The organism is Candidatus Macondimonas diazotrophica (genome assembly GCF_004684205.1).
Classification (GTDB): domain Bacteria; phylum Pseudomonadota; class Gammaproteobacteria; order UBA5335; family UBA5335; genus Macondimonas; species Macondimonas diazotrophica.
The window spans coordinates 1-15,804 of sequence record NZ_SRIO01000009.1; the positions used below are offsets into that span (position 1 = coordinate 1).

A 15,804-nucleotide genomic window follows, 5' to 3' on the forward strand; every position below is an offset into this window, starting at 1 on the left:
GGCAACACGGGCCGTCGAGCGAGGGGTGGAGGCGGCCAGAGCCGCCGAGCGCGCGGCAGATGGGGCGAGAGGTGCAAAGAGTGGAGTACATAAAAACTCTTTGGATTATGTCGGCGATACACACGTCTACCGGGTTAAAGGTCCTGATGGTTCGACGTACAAAATCGGCGAAAGCGCACAAGGGACTCGTGTCGGTGATGGGACATCGATCAGAGCAGAACAGCAAGTTAGAAGGTTAACCAGAGAAACTGGCGATACCTATACATCAGAAATTCGAAGGACGCTCCCTGATAAGGTGTCTGCACGTGATTACGAAACAAGGGTAATAGAACGTTTCCGTCGGATGTATGGGGATGATGCGTTACCAGGGAACAAAACAAACCGATGATTGCAAAACCTCCACACAATCGAAGGTTAGGGCTCGTTGGCGTTTCGCTTACTAAGACAAGACTTCACAAGCAAAGCGGGCTGGCATTAGATTGGGTTCGAGATGCCGTTGAAAAGGTAATGATCGAATCCGGTTACCTTGAAGGCGCGCCGTTTTTCTGGGTGACTATTGCTGTTCGCTACGGGCTGAAAAATGACGACAAGCCTAGCTACCAAGCGATCAACAAAAAGTACGGAGACCTCCCTCTTGCTATTGAGGTTGACACGCATGAGTTGATAGGTGCTTCGCTTGACGATCTGAAATCAATTTTCGGGAAAGCAGTGCTGAAGGCTTTGATTCATGCCGGCGGAAAATTTAAAAGACCCGTCGGATCACTGGAAAGAACGCTGTCTTCACTCCCTGGTTCGCTCAGTGCTTGAGATACGAAATTAGGGATTAGCTTTTTAGCTGAGAACACCCCACCCAAGCCCCGCACTGCGGGGCTTCTGGTCTCGGACTTTAGCCGCCGTATCTGCTTGAATCCTTACCGGGTGCCTGCCTGGGGCTCGACCCACCGGCGGGCCTGGTGCTTCAAAATCAGGCCATCCAATACCGACTGAAGTTTTGAAGCGTCCTCGTTTTTCCGAGTCAGCCGGAAGTAGAGTTGGTTGATGATGCCATGGCGTAGGCGACGGGCGGGAGCCCGCCGAGTGCGCGATGGGGTCGTTGGTGGTTGTAGCGGTGGCGCCAGTCCTCGGTCATGCGCCGGACCTCGTGCAGGCTGGTGAAGACGTAGCGGTCCAGGATCTCGGTGCGGTAGGTCCGGTTGAAGCGTTCGATGTAGGCGTTCTGGGTCGGCTTGCCCGGCTGGATGTGCAGCAGCTCGACATCGTGCCGCTGGGCCCATTGCCGCAGCGCAGCGCTGATGAACTCCGGACCGTTGTCCAGGCGCAGGCGTTGGGGCGCACCGCGCAGTTCCACCCGTTCGTCCAGCGCCCGGATCACCCGTTGCGACGGCAGACTGGTGTCGATCTCGATGCGCAGCGATTCGCGGTTGAAATCGTCGTTGACGTTGAAGGTGCGGAAACGCCGCCCGGACCACAGGGCATCGGCCATGAAGTCGGCCGACCAGGTGTGGTTGGCCTGGCCGGGAATCGCCAAGGGCTCGCGGATGCGATCCGGCAGGCGCCGCTTGCCACGGCGCGGCAGATTCAGCTTCATGGTCACGTAAACCCGCCAACTGCGGGTCTTGCCGAAGCCCTGCGGCCGCAGCGCCTGATCGAACAGCAGACCGAAACCATGGCCGGGGTTGTCCTTCAGGTGGGCCTCCATCGCCTCGATCAGCGCCGTGTCGTCCCGCAGGCGCGGGGCGTAGTGCCGCGCCGAACGCGACAGGCCCAGCGCGCGGTCGGCACGCCGGGCACTCAGACCGTGATGGGTTTGCATCGCCAGGCTCAGCTCCAGTCGCCGTGCCTGGCTCAGCCTTTTCGCGACAGGACGTCCTTCAGCGCGTGGTGCTCCAGCGCCAGGTCGGCATACATCCGCTTGAGCCGGGCCAGTTCGGCCTCGACGTCCTTCAGGTGCCGCAATTGCGACACCTCCATCCCGGCGTACCTGTTCTTCCACACGTAGTACGTCGGTTCGCTGATGCCGTGCTTGCGGCACGTCTCGGCCACCTTCGCGCCGGCCTCCATCTCCTTGAGGATCCGGACGATCTGTTCCTCACTGAACTTCGACTTCTTCATGCAGAGCTCCTTCGGTGCGGAAACTCTACTTCCGACTGGCTCGAATCAACGAGGACGCTTCAGAGTGCCGAGATGGATTGGTTTGAACGTAACATGTCCCCGACGGTCCGGTTGAGCACATAGTTGGCTGGCTACTCCTCATTAGAATAGCGATCATCGGAGTTCTTGAGGTGATAGCCTTGAGTGAATGCCTCCTTCATTCCGGCGAGGCGATTTTTTGACGGAAGCGTGAGACGCGCGCTGATATTGAAGTGAGGATACTTGCCGCATATTTCCGGGTGCATGTGCGCTGCCACCTCAACGTCAGACGTTGAAATGTATCGGCCACACCAGCGCTCTATCATATGCTTCAGAGCATATGTTCTCGCAGTCTTGCCCTTGGTTTTCGTTTGGGCGTCAAGCCATTCATAGGCCATTCGAATGCCGTCGTTGTGCTCATGCAGAATGTCATTGTCGTAAGTGTACGGCGTCGTCTTCTTTGCTTCTTCGATTTGCTTGTTAGTAAGCATAGAACTCTCCATGGCCAGCTAACGCTGGAGTTAAGCTGCCGCGCGTAGCGCGGTCAGCTTGAACGACTTGTTAGCCAAACACGCTGCTGGACACTTTTAAAAAATCTGATTGTATTTTTGTAAGAAACTGCAGAAAAGTACCGGGTTCTATAATCATAACTCCTGACCAAACACTCCCCGATTTATTTGTAGGATAACGAAGCACTTGGTCAATAGGATAATCTTTTAGGAAGCGATCCTGTGCTTTTTGCAAATCATAAAACCCTAGAAATTCGGTACAAAAAGGAATATCCCAAATATCGGTCAGTTCTGGATATAGGATAAGAACTCTATCACGAAGCTTTTCAATATGATGGCTTACATCTACAGATCCCTGTTGTTTGTGGATTAATGCCTTAAGAAATAGCTCTACTGATAACCTTGCATTGAAATAACAAGCAGAGCATCGTGAATATGTAACCTGCGATGGATCAGCAACAAGAATTTCGCATGCCTTAATCGCAACAAATAGATATCCATCCGCAAGTGATCTATATTGATCGACCACTTCGAGATTTCGAAGACCATCAGAATGATGATTCATTTTTTTTAGCTAACTAGAATTAGATGACTCTTGGCCGTATACCACTTATTCGCCCAAATTGACGGCACTTCACAAAAAAATAAATCTGTTATACAGTTCTGTCTAACTTAGATGACCTAAAATTTCCCGGGTGGCTGATCTTGCTTCTCCAGAGCTGCCAGCCCTTCGCGAACGCATGCGTGATGCGCTGCGAGCAGCGCGTACTCCAACTGAAGGTCAAAGTACATCCTTCACTGTTCACCGAAAATGTCGGTCCGCAGAGTTGTTTCGGCGGCTTTTGGTTATTCTTTAACCATTTCGACAGGCAGGCGGACGGAGAACCGGGCGGAGGCAGTACATCCGCTTCTGTATCAAGAAGCTGAACGCCGGATTCACTCAGACCGGAAATGGATTGGAAAACTCACAGCGGAAATTGGCGAGGAAACCGGCCGCGAGGAGTTCATACCCTTCTAGTGAAACGGTAAAACTGTAACACTTACCGCCTTCCGTTCAGCCACGAGTCGCGCGGAAACGACCCTTGGCCAGACCGGCCATTCGCACGACAACGATAGCTCAACTGTCCGGCGCCATCGCCGACACCCATCCGCGCGTGCGTGAGACCGCCTCGCGCCAGCGGGCCAGACGCACAGCCGCCTCATCGCGGGAGATTACGGGCTCGAAGGTGCGCGCGGACTGCCAATAGGCACCGACATCCGCCGCCGAGCGCCACACGCCGGCTTGGATGCCGGCTAGATAGGCGGCGCCCAAGGCGGTGGTTTCCTGCACCGCCGCGACGACCACCGGGATGCCGATCAGGTCGGCCTGAATCTGCATCAGCAGCGCATTGGCGGTGGCGCCGCCGTCCACACGCAGCATCTCGATGGGCTGGGCCGCGTCGGCCTGCATGGCCTGGAGCATCTCGGCGGACTGAAAGGCGATGGCCTCCAGCGCGGCGCGCGCGATGTGGGCGCGATTGGCGCCGCGCGTGAGGCCGAACAGGGCGCCGCGCGCATCGGCGTCCCAATACGGCGAGCCGAGCCCGGCGAAAGCCGGGACCAGGTACACCCCGGCGGTGTCCGGCACCGACGCGGCGAGCGCCTCGACCTCGTTCGCGCTGCGGATGAGGCCCAGTTCGTCGCGCAGCCACTGCACCACGGCGCCGGCGACGAAGATGCTGCCTTCCAGGGCGTAGCCCGGCTCCGGGCCGGCCTGGGCGACGGGCGTGGTGAGCAAGCCGTGGCGCGAGGCGACCGGCGTCGATCCCGTATGCAGCAGCATGAAGCAGCCGGTGCCGTAGGTGTTCTTGACCATGCCGGGCGCGGTGCAGGCCTGCCCGAACAGTGCCGCCTGCTGGTCCCCCGCCACGCCGCCGATGCGCACCGGCGCGCCCAGAAGATCGGCCTGCGTAGTGCCGAAATCGCCCGCCGAGGCTCGCACCTCAGGCAGCAGGGCGCGCGGCACGCCCAGATGGCCGAGCAACTCCTCGTCCCAGCTGCGGCGGTGAATGTCGAACAGCAGCGTACGCGCGGCGTTGGTCACATCCGTGACGTGCGCGCGCCCGCCGGTCAGGCGCCAGATGAGGTAGCTGTCCACGGTGCCGAAGGCCAGCTCGCCGCGCTCGGCTCGCGCCCGCACGCCGGGCACGTGGTCCAGCAGCCAGGCGAGCTTGGTGCCGGAAAAATAGGGATCGAGCATGAGACCCGTGCGCTCACGGAACAGCGACTCCAATCCCCGCGCCTTGAGCGCCGCGCAGGCGGCGGCCGTGCGCCGATCCTGCCAGACGATGGCGTTGGCGACCGGCCGACCGCTGGCGCGTTCCCACAGCAGCGTCGTCTCGCGCTGGTTGGTGATGCCCAACGCGAGCACCGCATCGGCGTGGATGCCGGCCTGGGCGAGCGCCGCGCGTGCGGTCGCGATCTGGGTCTGCCAGATCTCTTCGGGATCGTGTTCCACCCAGCCCGGCTGCGGATAGTGCTGGGTGAATTCGCGCTGCGCGACGGTGATCAGCCGACCGTCCGTATCGAACACCAGTGCCCGGGAGCTGGTCGTGCCCTGATCCAGCGCCAAGAGATAACCCATGATTTTGCCTCCTTGCCTCTCGCCTCAGACGGTCTTCTGCAGACCTTCGACTGATGATAGCCACGCCTCGAGCCGCGCTGCGGCATCCGGCGACGCGGTGAGACCCAGATGGGTGCGTCGCCACAGGATGTCTTGCGCCGTGTGGGCGAATTCGTGCTGCACGAGGTAGCACAGCTCGCACGGGTACAGATCCGCCACCACCGGCTCGCCCAGCGCCGCGGCGCTGTCGATGCCGTTCAGGAGTCGCAGCGCCCGGGTGCCATAGCTGGCGGCCAGGCGCCGCGCCAGCGCCGGCGCGAGAAACGGGTATTGCCGACGCAGCCGCGCCTCGAACGCCGGTAGATCGCCGCCCTCGATGTCGCCGCCCGGCAGCACCGCGCCGGCCGTCCATGCCGCCCCGCCGCCCAGCCGTGGCACGATGCGATCCACCGCCTGCTCGGCCAGCTTGCGGTAGGTGGTGAGCTTGCCGCCGAACACGGACAGCACCGGCGCGCCGGTCTCATCGAGTTCCAGCCGGTAATCGCGCGTCACGCGGGCGGCGTTGTTGGCGGCGTCGTCCAGCAGCGGGCGCACACCGGCAAAGGTCCAGACCACCTGCGCCGGCGTCACCGGGCGGGCCAGGTAGCGGTTCACCGCCGCGCACAGGTAATCGACTTCCTCGGCCGAGATGGCCGCCTGCGCCGGGTCACCGTCGTAGTCCACGTCCGTCGTGCCGATCAGGGTGAAGCGCTCCTCGAACGGCAGCGCGAACACCACCCGCCCGTCCGGGTTCTGGAACAGATAGCCGAAATCGTGATCGAACAGCCGCGGCACCACGATGTGGCTGCCCTTGACCAGGCGCAGCGCATGCCGGGTGGCAACACCCAGCGGACCGCCCAACAGCGTGCCGACCCACGGCCCGGCGGCATTGACCACCAGGCGCGCCTGCACGCTGTGCACGGCGCCATCCGCGGCGCGCAGGTCCAGCAACCAGGCGTCCGCCCGGCGCCGGGCGCTGACCAGTGCCGTGCGGGTGACGATGTCCGCCCCGCGCTCACATGCGTCGACGGCGTTCAGCACCACCAGCCGCGCATCCTGCACCCAGGCGTCGGAATAGACGAAACCGCGCGGAAAATCCGGCTTGAGTCCGGTGCCGGCCGGATGACGGTGAAAAGCCACGCCGCCCGAACCGGGCAGACGCTCGCGCCGCGCCAGGTGGTCGTACAGGAACAGCCCCAGGCGGATCATCCAGGCCGGCCGCTGACCGGCGTCGTGCGGCATGACCAGCCGCAGCGGGCGGATGATGTGCGGCGCTGACGCCAGCAGGACCTCGCGCTCCTGCAGGGCCTTGCGCACCAGGCCGAACTCGTAGTGTTCCAGGTAGCGCAGCCCGCCATGGATCATCTTGCTGCTGGCGCTCGAGGTATGCGCGGCCAGGTCATGCTGCTCCACCAGCAGCACCGACAGACCGCGCCCGGCGGCATCACGGGCAATGCCGGCGCCGTTCACGCCGCCGCCAATCACCGCCAGGTCGTAGTGCGATGCGAGCATCGACAACCTCCACGCGTACTGCGATCCGATGGGCCTTTGCGGCCGGTCCTCAGTCCCCACCCGGGGCGCGGAACATCGGACAGGGTTCACTGATCCAGGATTCGGGGTCTTCCGCAGCGGCATCGAGCCGCAGGGCGGTCAAGCTGCCGCCCCAGACGCAACCGGTGTCCAGACCGTAGGCGCCGCGCTGCGCCACCCGCCCCAGGGTGGACCAGTGCCCGAACACTACGTTCAGCCCCTGGTCGGCCGGCGGATGCACCTCGAACCAAGGCTTCAGCGGCGCGGCCACCTGGTCGGGCGTCCCCTTGGCGCGCAGATCGAGCCGCCCGTCCGGCGTACAGTACCGCATGCGGGTCAACGCATTGACGATGAACCGCGCGCGCGCCAGGCCGGTCAATCCAGACGACCAGCGATCAGGTTTGTCGCCGTACATGTGGCGCAGGAAGTCCGCGCCCCCGTCGCCAGCCAGCATGGCCTCGACTTCGGCGGCGCAGCGGCGCGCCGTGGCCAGATTCCAGCGCGGTGGCAGGCCGGCATGAACCAGGGTGTAGCCCAGGGATGCATCGTGGTGCAGCAGCGGGCGGCGCGTCAGCCAATCCAACAGCTCATCCCGGTCCGACGCGCGCAGCACGGGCACCAGGGTGGGATCGACCTTGTCGGTCCCGGCCACGCCGCGCGCATGGAGCGACAGCAAATGCAGATCGTGATTGCCCAGTACCGTCACCGCGGACGCGCCGAGATCCCGCACGAAACGCAGGCTTTCCAGGCTTTGCGGACCGCGATTGACCAGATCTCCGGTCAGCCACAGACAATCCGACGCCGGATCGAAGCGCAACCGGTCCAGCAGGCGTTGCAGTGGATCGAGACAGCCCTGTAGATCGCCGACCGCGTAACAGGCCATGGGACGCTCAATGCAGCTGGCTGGGGACGGCCAATGTGAACACCGGAATTTCGGCCTCGAAGTGGGTCCCGTCCTCGGCGACCATCTGGTAGCTGCCTCGCATCGAGCCGACCGGCGTCTCGAGCATCGCGCCGCTGCTGTAGGTATAGGTGGCGCCCGGCTCCAGAGTCGGCTGTTCGCCCACCACGCCTTCGCCGCGCACTTCCTGCACATGGCCTTCGCCATCGGTGATGACCCAATGCCGGGAGAGCAGGCGTGCGGTCACGGTGCCGAGATTGCGCAAGGTCACGGTGTAGGAGAACACGAAGCGGGCTGTCGCGGAATCCGATTCCAACGGCAAGTATTCGCTGAGGACCGAGACATCGATCCGATATGTGCTGGATTCTTCAGTCATGTGCGTCATCTGGGGAGAGAGGGAAGACGATTGGATTTCAATCCGGCCGGTGTCCGCGCAGCGGGGCGCCGCATCGGCATCATGGTATCACTGCCCCAAGCGACAACAGATGACTGGCGAGCGCGGCGTATTGAGGCGGCGCGATCTGTTCCGCCCGAGCCGTTGGATCGAGCCCGACCGCGCGGATGTCTGCTTCGCCGGCCAAACCCTTGAGTGCGTTGCGCAGCGTCTTGCGCCGCTGACCGAAGGCGGCGCTCACGAGCCGGGCGTAAAGCGCCTTGTCCGGCAGCGGAAACGGCGGCCGCGCATGCGGCACCAGACGCACGAAGGCCGATTCCACCTGGGGCGCCGGCGTGAAGCAGCCCGGCGCGATGTGAAACAGCGGGAACACCTCGACCTGCGCCGCCAGCATCACCGTCAGACGGCCGTAATCGCCGCCGCCGGGCGCCGCCGCCATGCGCTCGACCACCTCGCGCTGCAGCATGAAATGCATGTCCTGGATGACCTCGATCTGGTCCAGCAGATGGAAGATCAAGGGCGTCGAAATGTTGTAGGGCAGATTGCCGACCACCCGCAGGGATTGCTTCCGTTCGCGCGCCAGCGGGCGAAAATCGAAGCGCAGCACGTCGGCTTCGTGCACAGTGAGTCCGTCCAGACCGGTGTCCGGATCGCGCAGCAGCGCAATGAGATCGCGATCGATCTCGACCGCATCGAGTTGGCCGCACGCCGCCAGCAGGGGTCGGGTGATCGCAGCGCGGCCCGGGCCGATTTCCACCACCGCCTCGCCCGGCCGCGGCGCAACGGTCTGGACGATGCGGCGGATGATGCCCTGATCGTGCAGGAAATTCTGGCCGAAGCGCTTGCGGGCGACGATCACGAGGCGGCCACCAGGCGCAGCGCTTCATGCACTGCGGCGCGAAAGCTGCCGACATCGGCGCCGCCGCGACCGGCCAAATCGAAGGCCGTCCCATGATCCACCGAAGTACGCACGATGGGCAGGCCCAGGGTGACGTTCACGGCTTGTCCGAAGCCTTGCGCCTTGAGCACCGGCAGGCCTTGATCGTGATACATCGCCAGCACCACGTCGGCCTGCGCCAGTCGCTCCGGTGTGAAGGCCGTATCGGCCGGCAGCGGACCGATCACACAGAGCCCCTCGGCGTGCAGGGATGCCACCACCGGCTCGATGATGCGCTGTTCCTCGTCCCCCAGATGCCCGCCTTCGCCGGCATGGGGATTGAGTCCGCACACCAGAATGCGCGGCGTGGACAGGCCGTAGCGGCGGCGCAAATCCCGATCCAGCACGGTCATCACACGGCGCAGGTGCTCGGCGTTCAGCGCATCGGGAACGGCCCGCAACGGCAGATGGGTGGTTGCCAACGCGACGCGCAGCCCGGGCGCCACCAGCATCATCACCGGCAAGGCGCCGCCGGTGCGTTCGGAAAGCCACTCGGTGTGGCCGCTGAAGGCGATGCCGGCTTCGTTGATCAATCCCTTGTGAACCGGACCGGTGACCAAGGCCTGGAAACGGCCCGCCAGAGCGCCATCGGTGGCGCGTTCCAAGGTCGTGAGCACGTGGTGCGCCTGAGCCGGGTCGCCCTGGCCACAGCGGACTGGGGCGCTGAGGGGCACCGCATCGACCGTGACCCATCCCGCCACCTGAGGGGCGGGCGGCGCGTCGGCATCGAACCGGCGCACCGCCACGGGCAGGCCGAGCCGGCGCGCACGCGCCTCGAGCAGATCGGGATCGCTCACCACCACGAGCTCGGCCGGAAACGGCTCCTGAACCAGCTGCACCACGAGATCCGGGCCGATGCCGGCCGGTTCACCGGGCGTCAGGGCCAGACGGGGCACGGACATGACCGGTCAGCTCGCGGGATCGAGGCGAATCTCCACATAGGCTTCTTCGCGCAGCCGGCGCACCCAGGCGGCAGTCGCTTCCTCCAGCTTGCGCTGGAAGACCAGCTGCCGCGCCTGCTCACGCAGCGCCTCGTCGGTGGCGTCGCGCTGGCGTCGTTCCAGGACCTGCACCAGATGCCAGCCGAATCGCGAACGGAACGGTTCGCTGACCTGGCCCGGCTCCAATGCATCCATCACCTGCTGGAACTCCGGTACCGTCGCGCCACGTGGCAACCACCCCAGCTCGCCGCCCTGATCGGCGGTCGGATCTTCGGAATACTGCTTGGCGAGTTCGGCGAAATCAGCCCCGGCAACCAGCTGGCTCCGCACGTCCGCAAGCGTGGTTCGGATCTTGGCTTCGTCCATCACCACACTGGGTCGCATCAGGATGTGGCGCGCACGGGTCTCGCTCACCATCATCTTTTTGTCCTCGGCGCCATTCTCGGTGTCATCAAGACCCTCGAGCGTTTCGAGTTGGTTGGCGATTTCACGGTCGGTCACCACGATCTTGCGCGCGATCTCGCGTTGGCGTAGCTGATCGATGCTGATGTCGTCCCGAATGTCTTCGCGCAGCGCCTGATAGCTCAGCCCCTGGGCTTCGACGGCCGCGATGAAATCTTCCAGCCGCATGTTGTTGCGCCGCGCGATGCCGGCGATCGCCTGATTGACCGCATCATCCGAGACCTTGATGCCGGTGCGGGTGGCCAGCTGGATCTGGATTTCCTTCTGGATCATCTGCTCCAGAACCTGGCGCTCGAGTACATCGTCGGGCGGCAGTCGGCCGTTGGCCTGGCCAGCGGCACGGGCGCGGATTTCGCGAATCTGATTGTCGAGTTCGCTGCGCAGAACCACACCGTCGTTGACCACAGCCACCACACGGTCCAACTCAGCCGCCATCAGCGGCAGGGACCACGCCAGCAGCAGCATGCCGAATATCCAGATCGCCGACCCTTGGTTCCGGGTCCTGTCATGGCATTGTTTCATCACCCACCATCGCTCGGTTCAAAAAACTTTGGATCCCATCACCGAGCCGCCCCAATCCGGTCAGCTCCAGCTGCAAATAGATCCCCTGGTCAACTTCGTCGAGATTGCGCACATACCGCCGACCAGCGACCTGCACCGCCCAGCAACAGCTGCGATATTCGATTCCCAGCAGCGATTCCAGATCCTGATCGTCGCGCAGGGAATAATTCCAACGTCCGACGGCAGCCAGCTCGGGCGTCACCGGCCAGCTGCCCATCAGATCGACTTGTTCGAGTGGCTCCCCCAGATCACGGCGCAACCGATAGGCCACGCCAATCAGTTTGCGGGGTTCCGGCTGGTAACGCACTTCGGCAACTTGCTGAATCGCCGTCTGTTCATCGTCGTCCCATTCTATCTGAAAGCGGGCGCGGGTGTCGGCGCCCAAATAGGCCGCGGCCTCGGCCAGATTGGTGGAATCGCCGATTTCTGCGCCCTCCTCGTCGGGCAGGAGCGGGTCCGAAGGGGTGAAGCGGTTGATGCGCCCGAGCGTGGCCTCGACGACCGGAGCGCCGGTCTCGCCATCCCGCAAGGCGGAACTGACGGCCGTTGTCACCTGGTTGGCGCTCCCCTGACGATCGGCGCCGACATAGCGATTGGTGTCGAACAGGCGCAGGAAGTCGAATTCCGGCAGGCGCGTATCGAACACCGGGAGCTCGCTCTGATCCCGTTCGGGCACATAGAGATAGAACAGCCGCGGCTCCAGCGTCTGCAGGAACGGCCGAGTCGCCCAATCCACGTCCCGTTCGAAGCGAAGACCGGTGTCGAGCGACACGATCGGCTGGCCGCGTGAGGGGTTCTGCTCGCCATCGATGGCCACCGGGTCGATCAGGCTGTACTGGGTCTGGCGGTAAGCGAGGCGCGGCCTGGCAAAATATCCACCCCGATCCCAAGCGGCGCCCACGCCGAGCTCGGCATCCAGACGCTCACCCTGGCGATTGCCATCGCGGCCGAATCGCACCGCTTCGGCGCGCAGGTCGTAGACCAGCGGTCCGGCCAGGGCCTGCGGATTCCGGGTCCGGGCCATGACCTGCGGCAAGCGCTGGTAGGGTTCGGGTTCGCCGCGGCGACGCGGATCGACCAGCTGAAAATCCTGGGCGCGGAAAAACAGATCCCACTGCGGCCCGCCATAGCCCAGGGCCGCCTGCCGCTGCAAATAGCGCGAGCTGGAACGGTTCAGGGTGGTGCTGAGATCTTCGAAGTAATCGATGTCGCTGACCGAGCTGTAGTCAATCTTTGCCTGCCAGTCCGGCGCTGGCTTGGCCTGGTGCCGATAGGACCATAGCGTCCGGTCCTCGCCCAGAATCTGATCATTGGGAAGATATTCGTTGTAGAGCACGCCCTGACCCAGCGCACCGAGATAGCGATACTCGCTTTGCAGCTGCAAGCCGCGCTTGCTCATGAGCCGCGGCGTGAAGGTGGCATCGCGTTCCGGCGCGATATTCCAGTAATACGGCACCGACAAATCCAGACCGCGGTCGTTGGAACTCCCCATCCGGGGCGCCAGAAAACCACTCATACGCTCATCCGTGATCGGAAAGGCGAGCCATGGCGTGTAGATCAGCGGTATGCCCTTGAACACCACCTGAGCATTGCGGGCAGTGCCCTGACCGGAATCGAAATCCAGCTGGACATCCTGGGCTCGCAGGTACCAGTCGCCATCGCCCTGATCGGCCGGACAGGTGGTGAAGCGGACCTCGCGCAGCCGCGACGGTCCATCCTCGGCCGTCTGGACGGTGCTGGCGGTACCTCGGCCGACGCGCTTGCGCAGATAGAACCGCGCGTCTTCGAAACGGCCTTCGCCCCGTTCGGCGGCCACTCGACCCACCTGCGCCTGCAGATCCAGAGCATCACTCAGCACGGTCAGCCCGGACTCACCCGCCAGAACCGATCGCGATCCGTCGTAGCGCAGTTCCGGCGCCAGCAGCGTCGTGCTCCCGCGCCGCACCACCACGCTGCCCCGCATCATACTCAGCCCTTCCTCAGCCACCGAGGCCCGGTCCGCGTCGATGAAGACGCGCGAATCCCTGGGATTCCCGCCAGGATACTGCTGACGCAACGACTCCAGGGGATTGACCGGACCGCAGGCGGTCTGGACGTCGGCAGCCTCGCCGAACGCCGGTTGCGCGGCCACGCCGAGCAGCGCTGTCAATGATCCAGCCGCCCGCCACTGACGAGCCCTGTTTTTTTTCGCTACCATCGTCGGATCCGCAATTTAAGAGCCCCAAGGGCCTTCCCTGGGAAGGGCGCCCGTCGAACGGCGCCCAGCATATCAATTCTCGGCTTTCACGGAGAACCGACGATGCCCGCCCCCTCTGGCGCGCACGATGTTGAGCTGTACCAATGGGCTTGCCACCACGCGGGCGCAGAGCCGACGCGCTGGCAGACCGTTCCCGGCGATGCCGGCATGCGCCGCTATCATCGACTGCACTTCGATACCCAGACCCGCGTGCTGATGGACGCGCGCGCCGAACCGGGGAGTTGCGCGCCTTTCGCGCATGTCGCCGCCTTGCTGCGCGCATCAGGTGTCCGGGTACCGGCGGTGCTGGCCTGGGAATCCGCACGCGGCTGGATGCTGCTCGAGGATCTGGGTGAACAGTCCTATCTCGATGCGCTGCGCACCGAATCGGCCGATCCGCTGATCCGCGCTGCTCTGGATACCCTGATCCGCTGGCAGGCGGATAGCCGTCCCGGCGTGCTGCCGACATATGACCGCGCCCGGCTGACCGCTGAACTGGCGCTGTTTCCGGACTGGTATGTGACGCACCATCTCGGCCGGACGCTGACCCCCGGGCAACAAAAGCAGTGGGACGACTTGGCCTGCATGCTGGTCGAGGCCGCACTGGCACAGCCCCGGGTATTCGTTCATCGGGACTTCATGGTCCGCAATCTTTTGGTCACCAGACCCGGGCCGGGCGTAATCGATTTTCAGGATGCCGTGGAAGGTCCGGTGACCTACGATGTGGCGTCGTTGCTGCGTGATGCCTTCGTCAGTTGGCCGGAATCGCAAACGCAGGAATGGGCGCTGTCGTACTGGGCGCAGGCCCGGAAGGCTGGCGTCCCGGTCCCCGCCGACCCTGCCGAATTTCTGCGCGATTTGGACTGGATGGGCACGCAGCGTCATTTGAAGGTGCTGGGCATCTTCGCGCGCCTTTGCCATCGCGACGGCAAGCCGCGCTATCTGGCCGAAGCGCCGCGTTTTCTGGCCTACCTCGATGCCGCCGTCGCCCGCCAGCCCGCGCTGTCGCCCCTGGGTGAACTGCTGACCGAACTGCACATGGACGGTGGCCCGGCGTGAAACTCATGATCCTGGCGGCCGGCCGCGGCACGCGCATGCGTCACCTAACCGATCAGCTGCCCAAGCCCATGCTGCCGGTGGGAGGCAAGCCGCTCTTGTTCCACCATCTGGAGCGCGCGGCGCAGGCAGGGCTGAGCGAGGTGGTGATCAATCTGGCCTATCGTGGCGAGGCGATCCGCGCCGCCGTCGGCGATGGCAGGGCATTCGGCCTTGAAGTGCGCTATTCCGACGAAGGTCTCCACGCGCTGGAAACCGGTGGCGGCATTGCCCGGGCGCTGCCCTTGCTGGGCCCTGGTCCTTTCACGGTGATCAACGGCGATGTCTGGACCGACTATCCGCTCGGGCAAGACCGGCTGCCCGATGGCGATCTGGCACACCTTGTCCTGGTCGATAATCCGGCGCACCACCCGGAAGGGGATTTTCAGCTCGACGCGTCGGGCCGTGTGCAGAACGAAGGCGCCGACCGGCTCACCTTCGCGGGAATCGGGATCTACCATCCCGATCTGTTCGAGGGCGCGCCCAGCGGGGCCTTTGCACTGGCGAGTCTGCTGCGGCCGGCAATGGCAGCGGGGCACGTCAGCGGCACCCGCCACACCGGGGCCTGGGTCGATGTGGGAACACCCGAACGACTCGCCGCGCTGGACCGGGCGCTCAAGGATCCAAAGCGCTGTTGAGCAACCCTGCCAGACGCCAGCCGGCCTGGCGCAACCGGGTCTCGACAAGCCGCTGGGCGGCCGCAATCTCCGAGGCATCGATGACGTCATCGAGCGCTTGGGGATACACCTGATCCTCGGTCAGCCGGAAACTCTCCATCGCCCAATCCGCCGCATCGCCTTTCGACCACAGCCGGCGCTCATCCATCGCCAGTGCACGCGCCATCCGGAGACTGACGGGCCGCCAGTCGGCGTCCCAGTGATCGAGCAGCCGATCATCCCAGACCTTGTGCAGACTGATCGGTGCCGGATCGTCACCGTAACGCACCGTCCGCAACGTCCCGCCGCGATCGCGGGCATGGCTCACATGGAGCGGTTGGTGGACATCCCCGACGAAGTGCCCCAACAGTCTGAGCGCGTCGAGCCGCTCGCGGCGCGAGTGGCGCGAATCGGCCAGAATGGCCCGTGTCTCTTCGATCGCCCGCACCACGCAGCCCTGACGCGGACAATGGCGATCACGATACCGCGTCGTCCCCGGGGGCAAATTCAGGTAGTGCCAGGGGGCGAGAAAGTCGTAGCGAGAATCCCCGCGGATGCGATCCGCCCACGTACAGCTTTCATTGAAGCGCGATGATCCCCGTTCCACGCGCAGCAAGCCCTGAACTTCCCGGCGCGCAGCGGGGGTCAGATGCTGCCAGGCGATCTCGCAGATCATCCGGTGGCCCGTGCCGCCCCAGCCCCAGGCCGGCGACGCGATCAGGCTCAGTCCCAGCCAGAACAAGGCCAAACGCACCCGCCTGCGACAATTTGCCGCATTCGGGTCGCCCAGCCCATTGATTACCATCACCCG

General features: G+C 63.9%; 16 protein-coding genes. 4 read left to right on the forward strand and 12 right to left on the reverse strand.

Going from position 1 to position 15,804, the window contains the following annotated elements; genetic code table 11:
• Together E4680_RS07885 and E4680_RS07890 are read left to right on the forward strand one after the other, a co-directional pair.
• Window positions 1-388 (forward strand): hypothetical protein (locus E4680_RS07885; protein WP_205688822.1); only part of this gene is annotated, 388 nt, incomplete at its 5' end.
• Window positions 385-807, forward strand: coding sequence for an Imm39 family immunity protein (locus E4680_RS07890; protein WP_135281869.1), 423 nt, complete (start codon window positions 385-387; stop codon window positions 805-807). The genes E4680_RS07885 and E4680_RS07890, both read left to right, overlap by 4 nt.
• A gap of 208 nt (window positions 808-1,015) precedes the next feature.
• Here E4680_RS07890 and E4680_RS07895 read toward each other — a convergent pair.
• The 11 genes from E4680_RS07895 to E4680_RS07945 all read right to left on the reverse strand — a co-directional run bounded on the left by E4680_RS07895 (window position 1,016) and on the right by E4680_RS07945 (window position 13,203).
• Window positions 1,016-2,112 (reverse strand): IS3 family transposase gene (locus tag E4680_RS07895; protein ID WP_135281870.1). Its coding sequence is split into 2 segments (ribosomal slippage): window positions 1,016-1,851 and window positions 1,851-2,112, totalling 1,098 coding nucleotides; the frame shifts between segments, so codons are not numbered across the junction.
• Between the two features lie 131 nt (window positions 2,113-2,243).
• Window positions 2,244-2,621, reverse strand: coding sequence for a hypothetical protein (locus tag E4680_RS07900; RefSeq protein WP_135281871.1), 378 nt, complete (start codon window positions 2,619-2,621; stop codon window positions 2,244-2,246).
• Between the two features lie 70 nt (window positions 2,622-2,691).
• Entirely contained in the window at window positions 2,692-3,204 is a 513-nt protein-coding gene (locus tag E4680_RS07905; protein ID WP_135281872.1) for a HEPN domain-containing protein, read from the reverse strand.
• A 552-nt stretch (window positions 3,205-3,756) separates the two neighbouring features.
• Complete coding sequence (gene glpK, locus E4680_RS07910) at window positions 3,757-5,262, reverse strand: glycerol kinase GlpK (protein ID WP_135281873.1); 1,506 nt, start codon at window positions 5,260-5,262, stop codon at window positions 3,757-3,759.
• A gap of 24 nt (window positions 5,263-5,286) precedes the next feature.
• Window positions 5,287-6,792 (reverse strand): glycerol-3-phosphate dehydrogenase, encoded by a 1,506-nt coding sequence (gene glpD, locus E4680_RS07915; RefSeq protein ID WP_135281874.1) that lies wholly within the window; start codon window positions 6,790-6,792, stop codon window positions 5,287-5,289.
• A gap of 49 nt (window positions 6,793-6,841) precedes the next feature.
• A complete protein-coding gene (locus E4680_RS07920) occupies window positions 6,842-7,693 on the reverse strand; it encodes a symmetrical bis(5'-nucleosyl)-tetraphosphatase (RefSeq protein WP_135281875.1) in 852 nt (283 codons plus the stop codon).
• A gap of 7 nt (window positions 7,694-7,700) precedes the next feature.
• Window positions 7,701-8,087, reverse strand: coding sequence for a Co2+/Mg2+ efflux protein ApaG (apaG, locus tag E4680_RS07925; protein ID WP_135281876.1), 387 nt, complete (start codon window positions 8,085-8,087; stop codon window positions 7,701-7,703).
• Between the two features lie 79 nt (window positions 8,088-8,166).
• Window positions 8,167-8,964 (reverse strand): 16S rRNA (adenine(1518)-N(6)/adenine(1519)-N(6))-dimethyltransferase RsmA, encoded by a 798-nt coding sequence (gene rsmA / locus E4680_RS07930; RefSeq protein ID WP_135281877.1) that lies wholly within the window; start codon window positions 8,962-8,964, stop codon window positions 8,167-8,169.
• The gene (gene pdxA / locus E4680_RS07935) at window positions 8,961-9,944 is read right to left on the reverse strand and encodes a 4-hydroxythreonine-4-phosphate dehydrogenase PdxA (protein WP_135281878.1); all 984 of its coding nucleotides are present in this window, start codon (window positions 9,942-9,944) and stop codon (window positions 8,961-8,963) included. Before pdxA ends, rsmA begins: the two co-directional genes overlap by 4 nt.
• 6 nt (window positions 9,945-9,950) lie before the next feature.
• Complete coding sequence (locus E4680_RS07940; RefSeq protein WP_135281879.1) at window positions 9,951-10,967, reverse strand: peptidylprolyl isomerase; 1,017 nt, start codon at window positions 10,965-10,967, stop codon at window positions 9,951-9,953.
• Window positions 10,951-13,203, reverse strand: coding sequence for an LPS-assembly protein LptD (locus tag E4680_RS07945; RefSeq protein WP_135281880.1), 2,253 nt, complete (start codon window positions 13,201-13,203; stop codon window positions 10,951-10,953). Before E4680_RS07945 ends, E4680_RS07940 begins: the two co-directional genes overlap by 17 nt.
• A 102-nt stretch (window positions 13,204-13,305) precedes the next feature.
• Here E4680_RS07945 and E4680_RS07950 point away from each other — a divergent pair, with 102 nt between their 5' ends.
• Together E4680_RS07950 and murU are read left to right on the forward strand one after the other, a co-directional pair.
• Window positions 13,306-14,301 (forward strand): aminoglycoside phosphotransferase family protein, encoded by a 996-nt coding sequence (locus E4680_RS07950; RefSeq protein WP_135281881.1) that lies wholly within the window; start codon window positions 13,306-13,308, stop codon window positions 14,299-14,301.
• Window positions 14,298-14,975 carry an N-acetylmuramate alpha-1-phosphate uridylyltransferase MurU gene (murU, locus tag E4680_RS07955; RefSeq protein ID WP_135281882.1) on the forward strand — a complete coding sequence of 226 codons (678 nt, stop codon included), beginning with the start codon at window positions 14,298-14,300 and terminating at the stop codon, window positions 14,973-14,975. The genes E4680_RS07950 and murU overlap by 4 nt, the downstream gene beginning before the upstream one ends.
• Here murU and E4680_RS07960 read toward each other — a convergent pair.
• Entirely contained in the window at window positions 14,953-15,798 is an 846-nt protein-coding gene (locus E4680_RS07960) for a S1/P1 nuclease (protein WP_167792442.1), read from the reverse strand. The genes murU and E4680_RS07960 overlap by 23 nt on opposite strands.
• Between the last annotated feature and the right edge of the window lie 6 nt (window positions 15,799-15,804).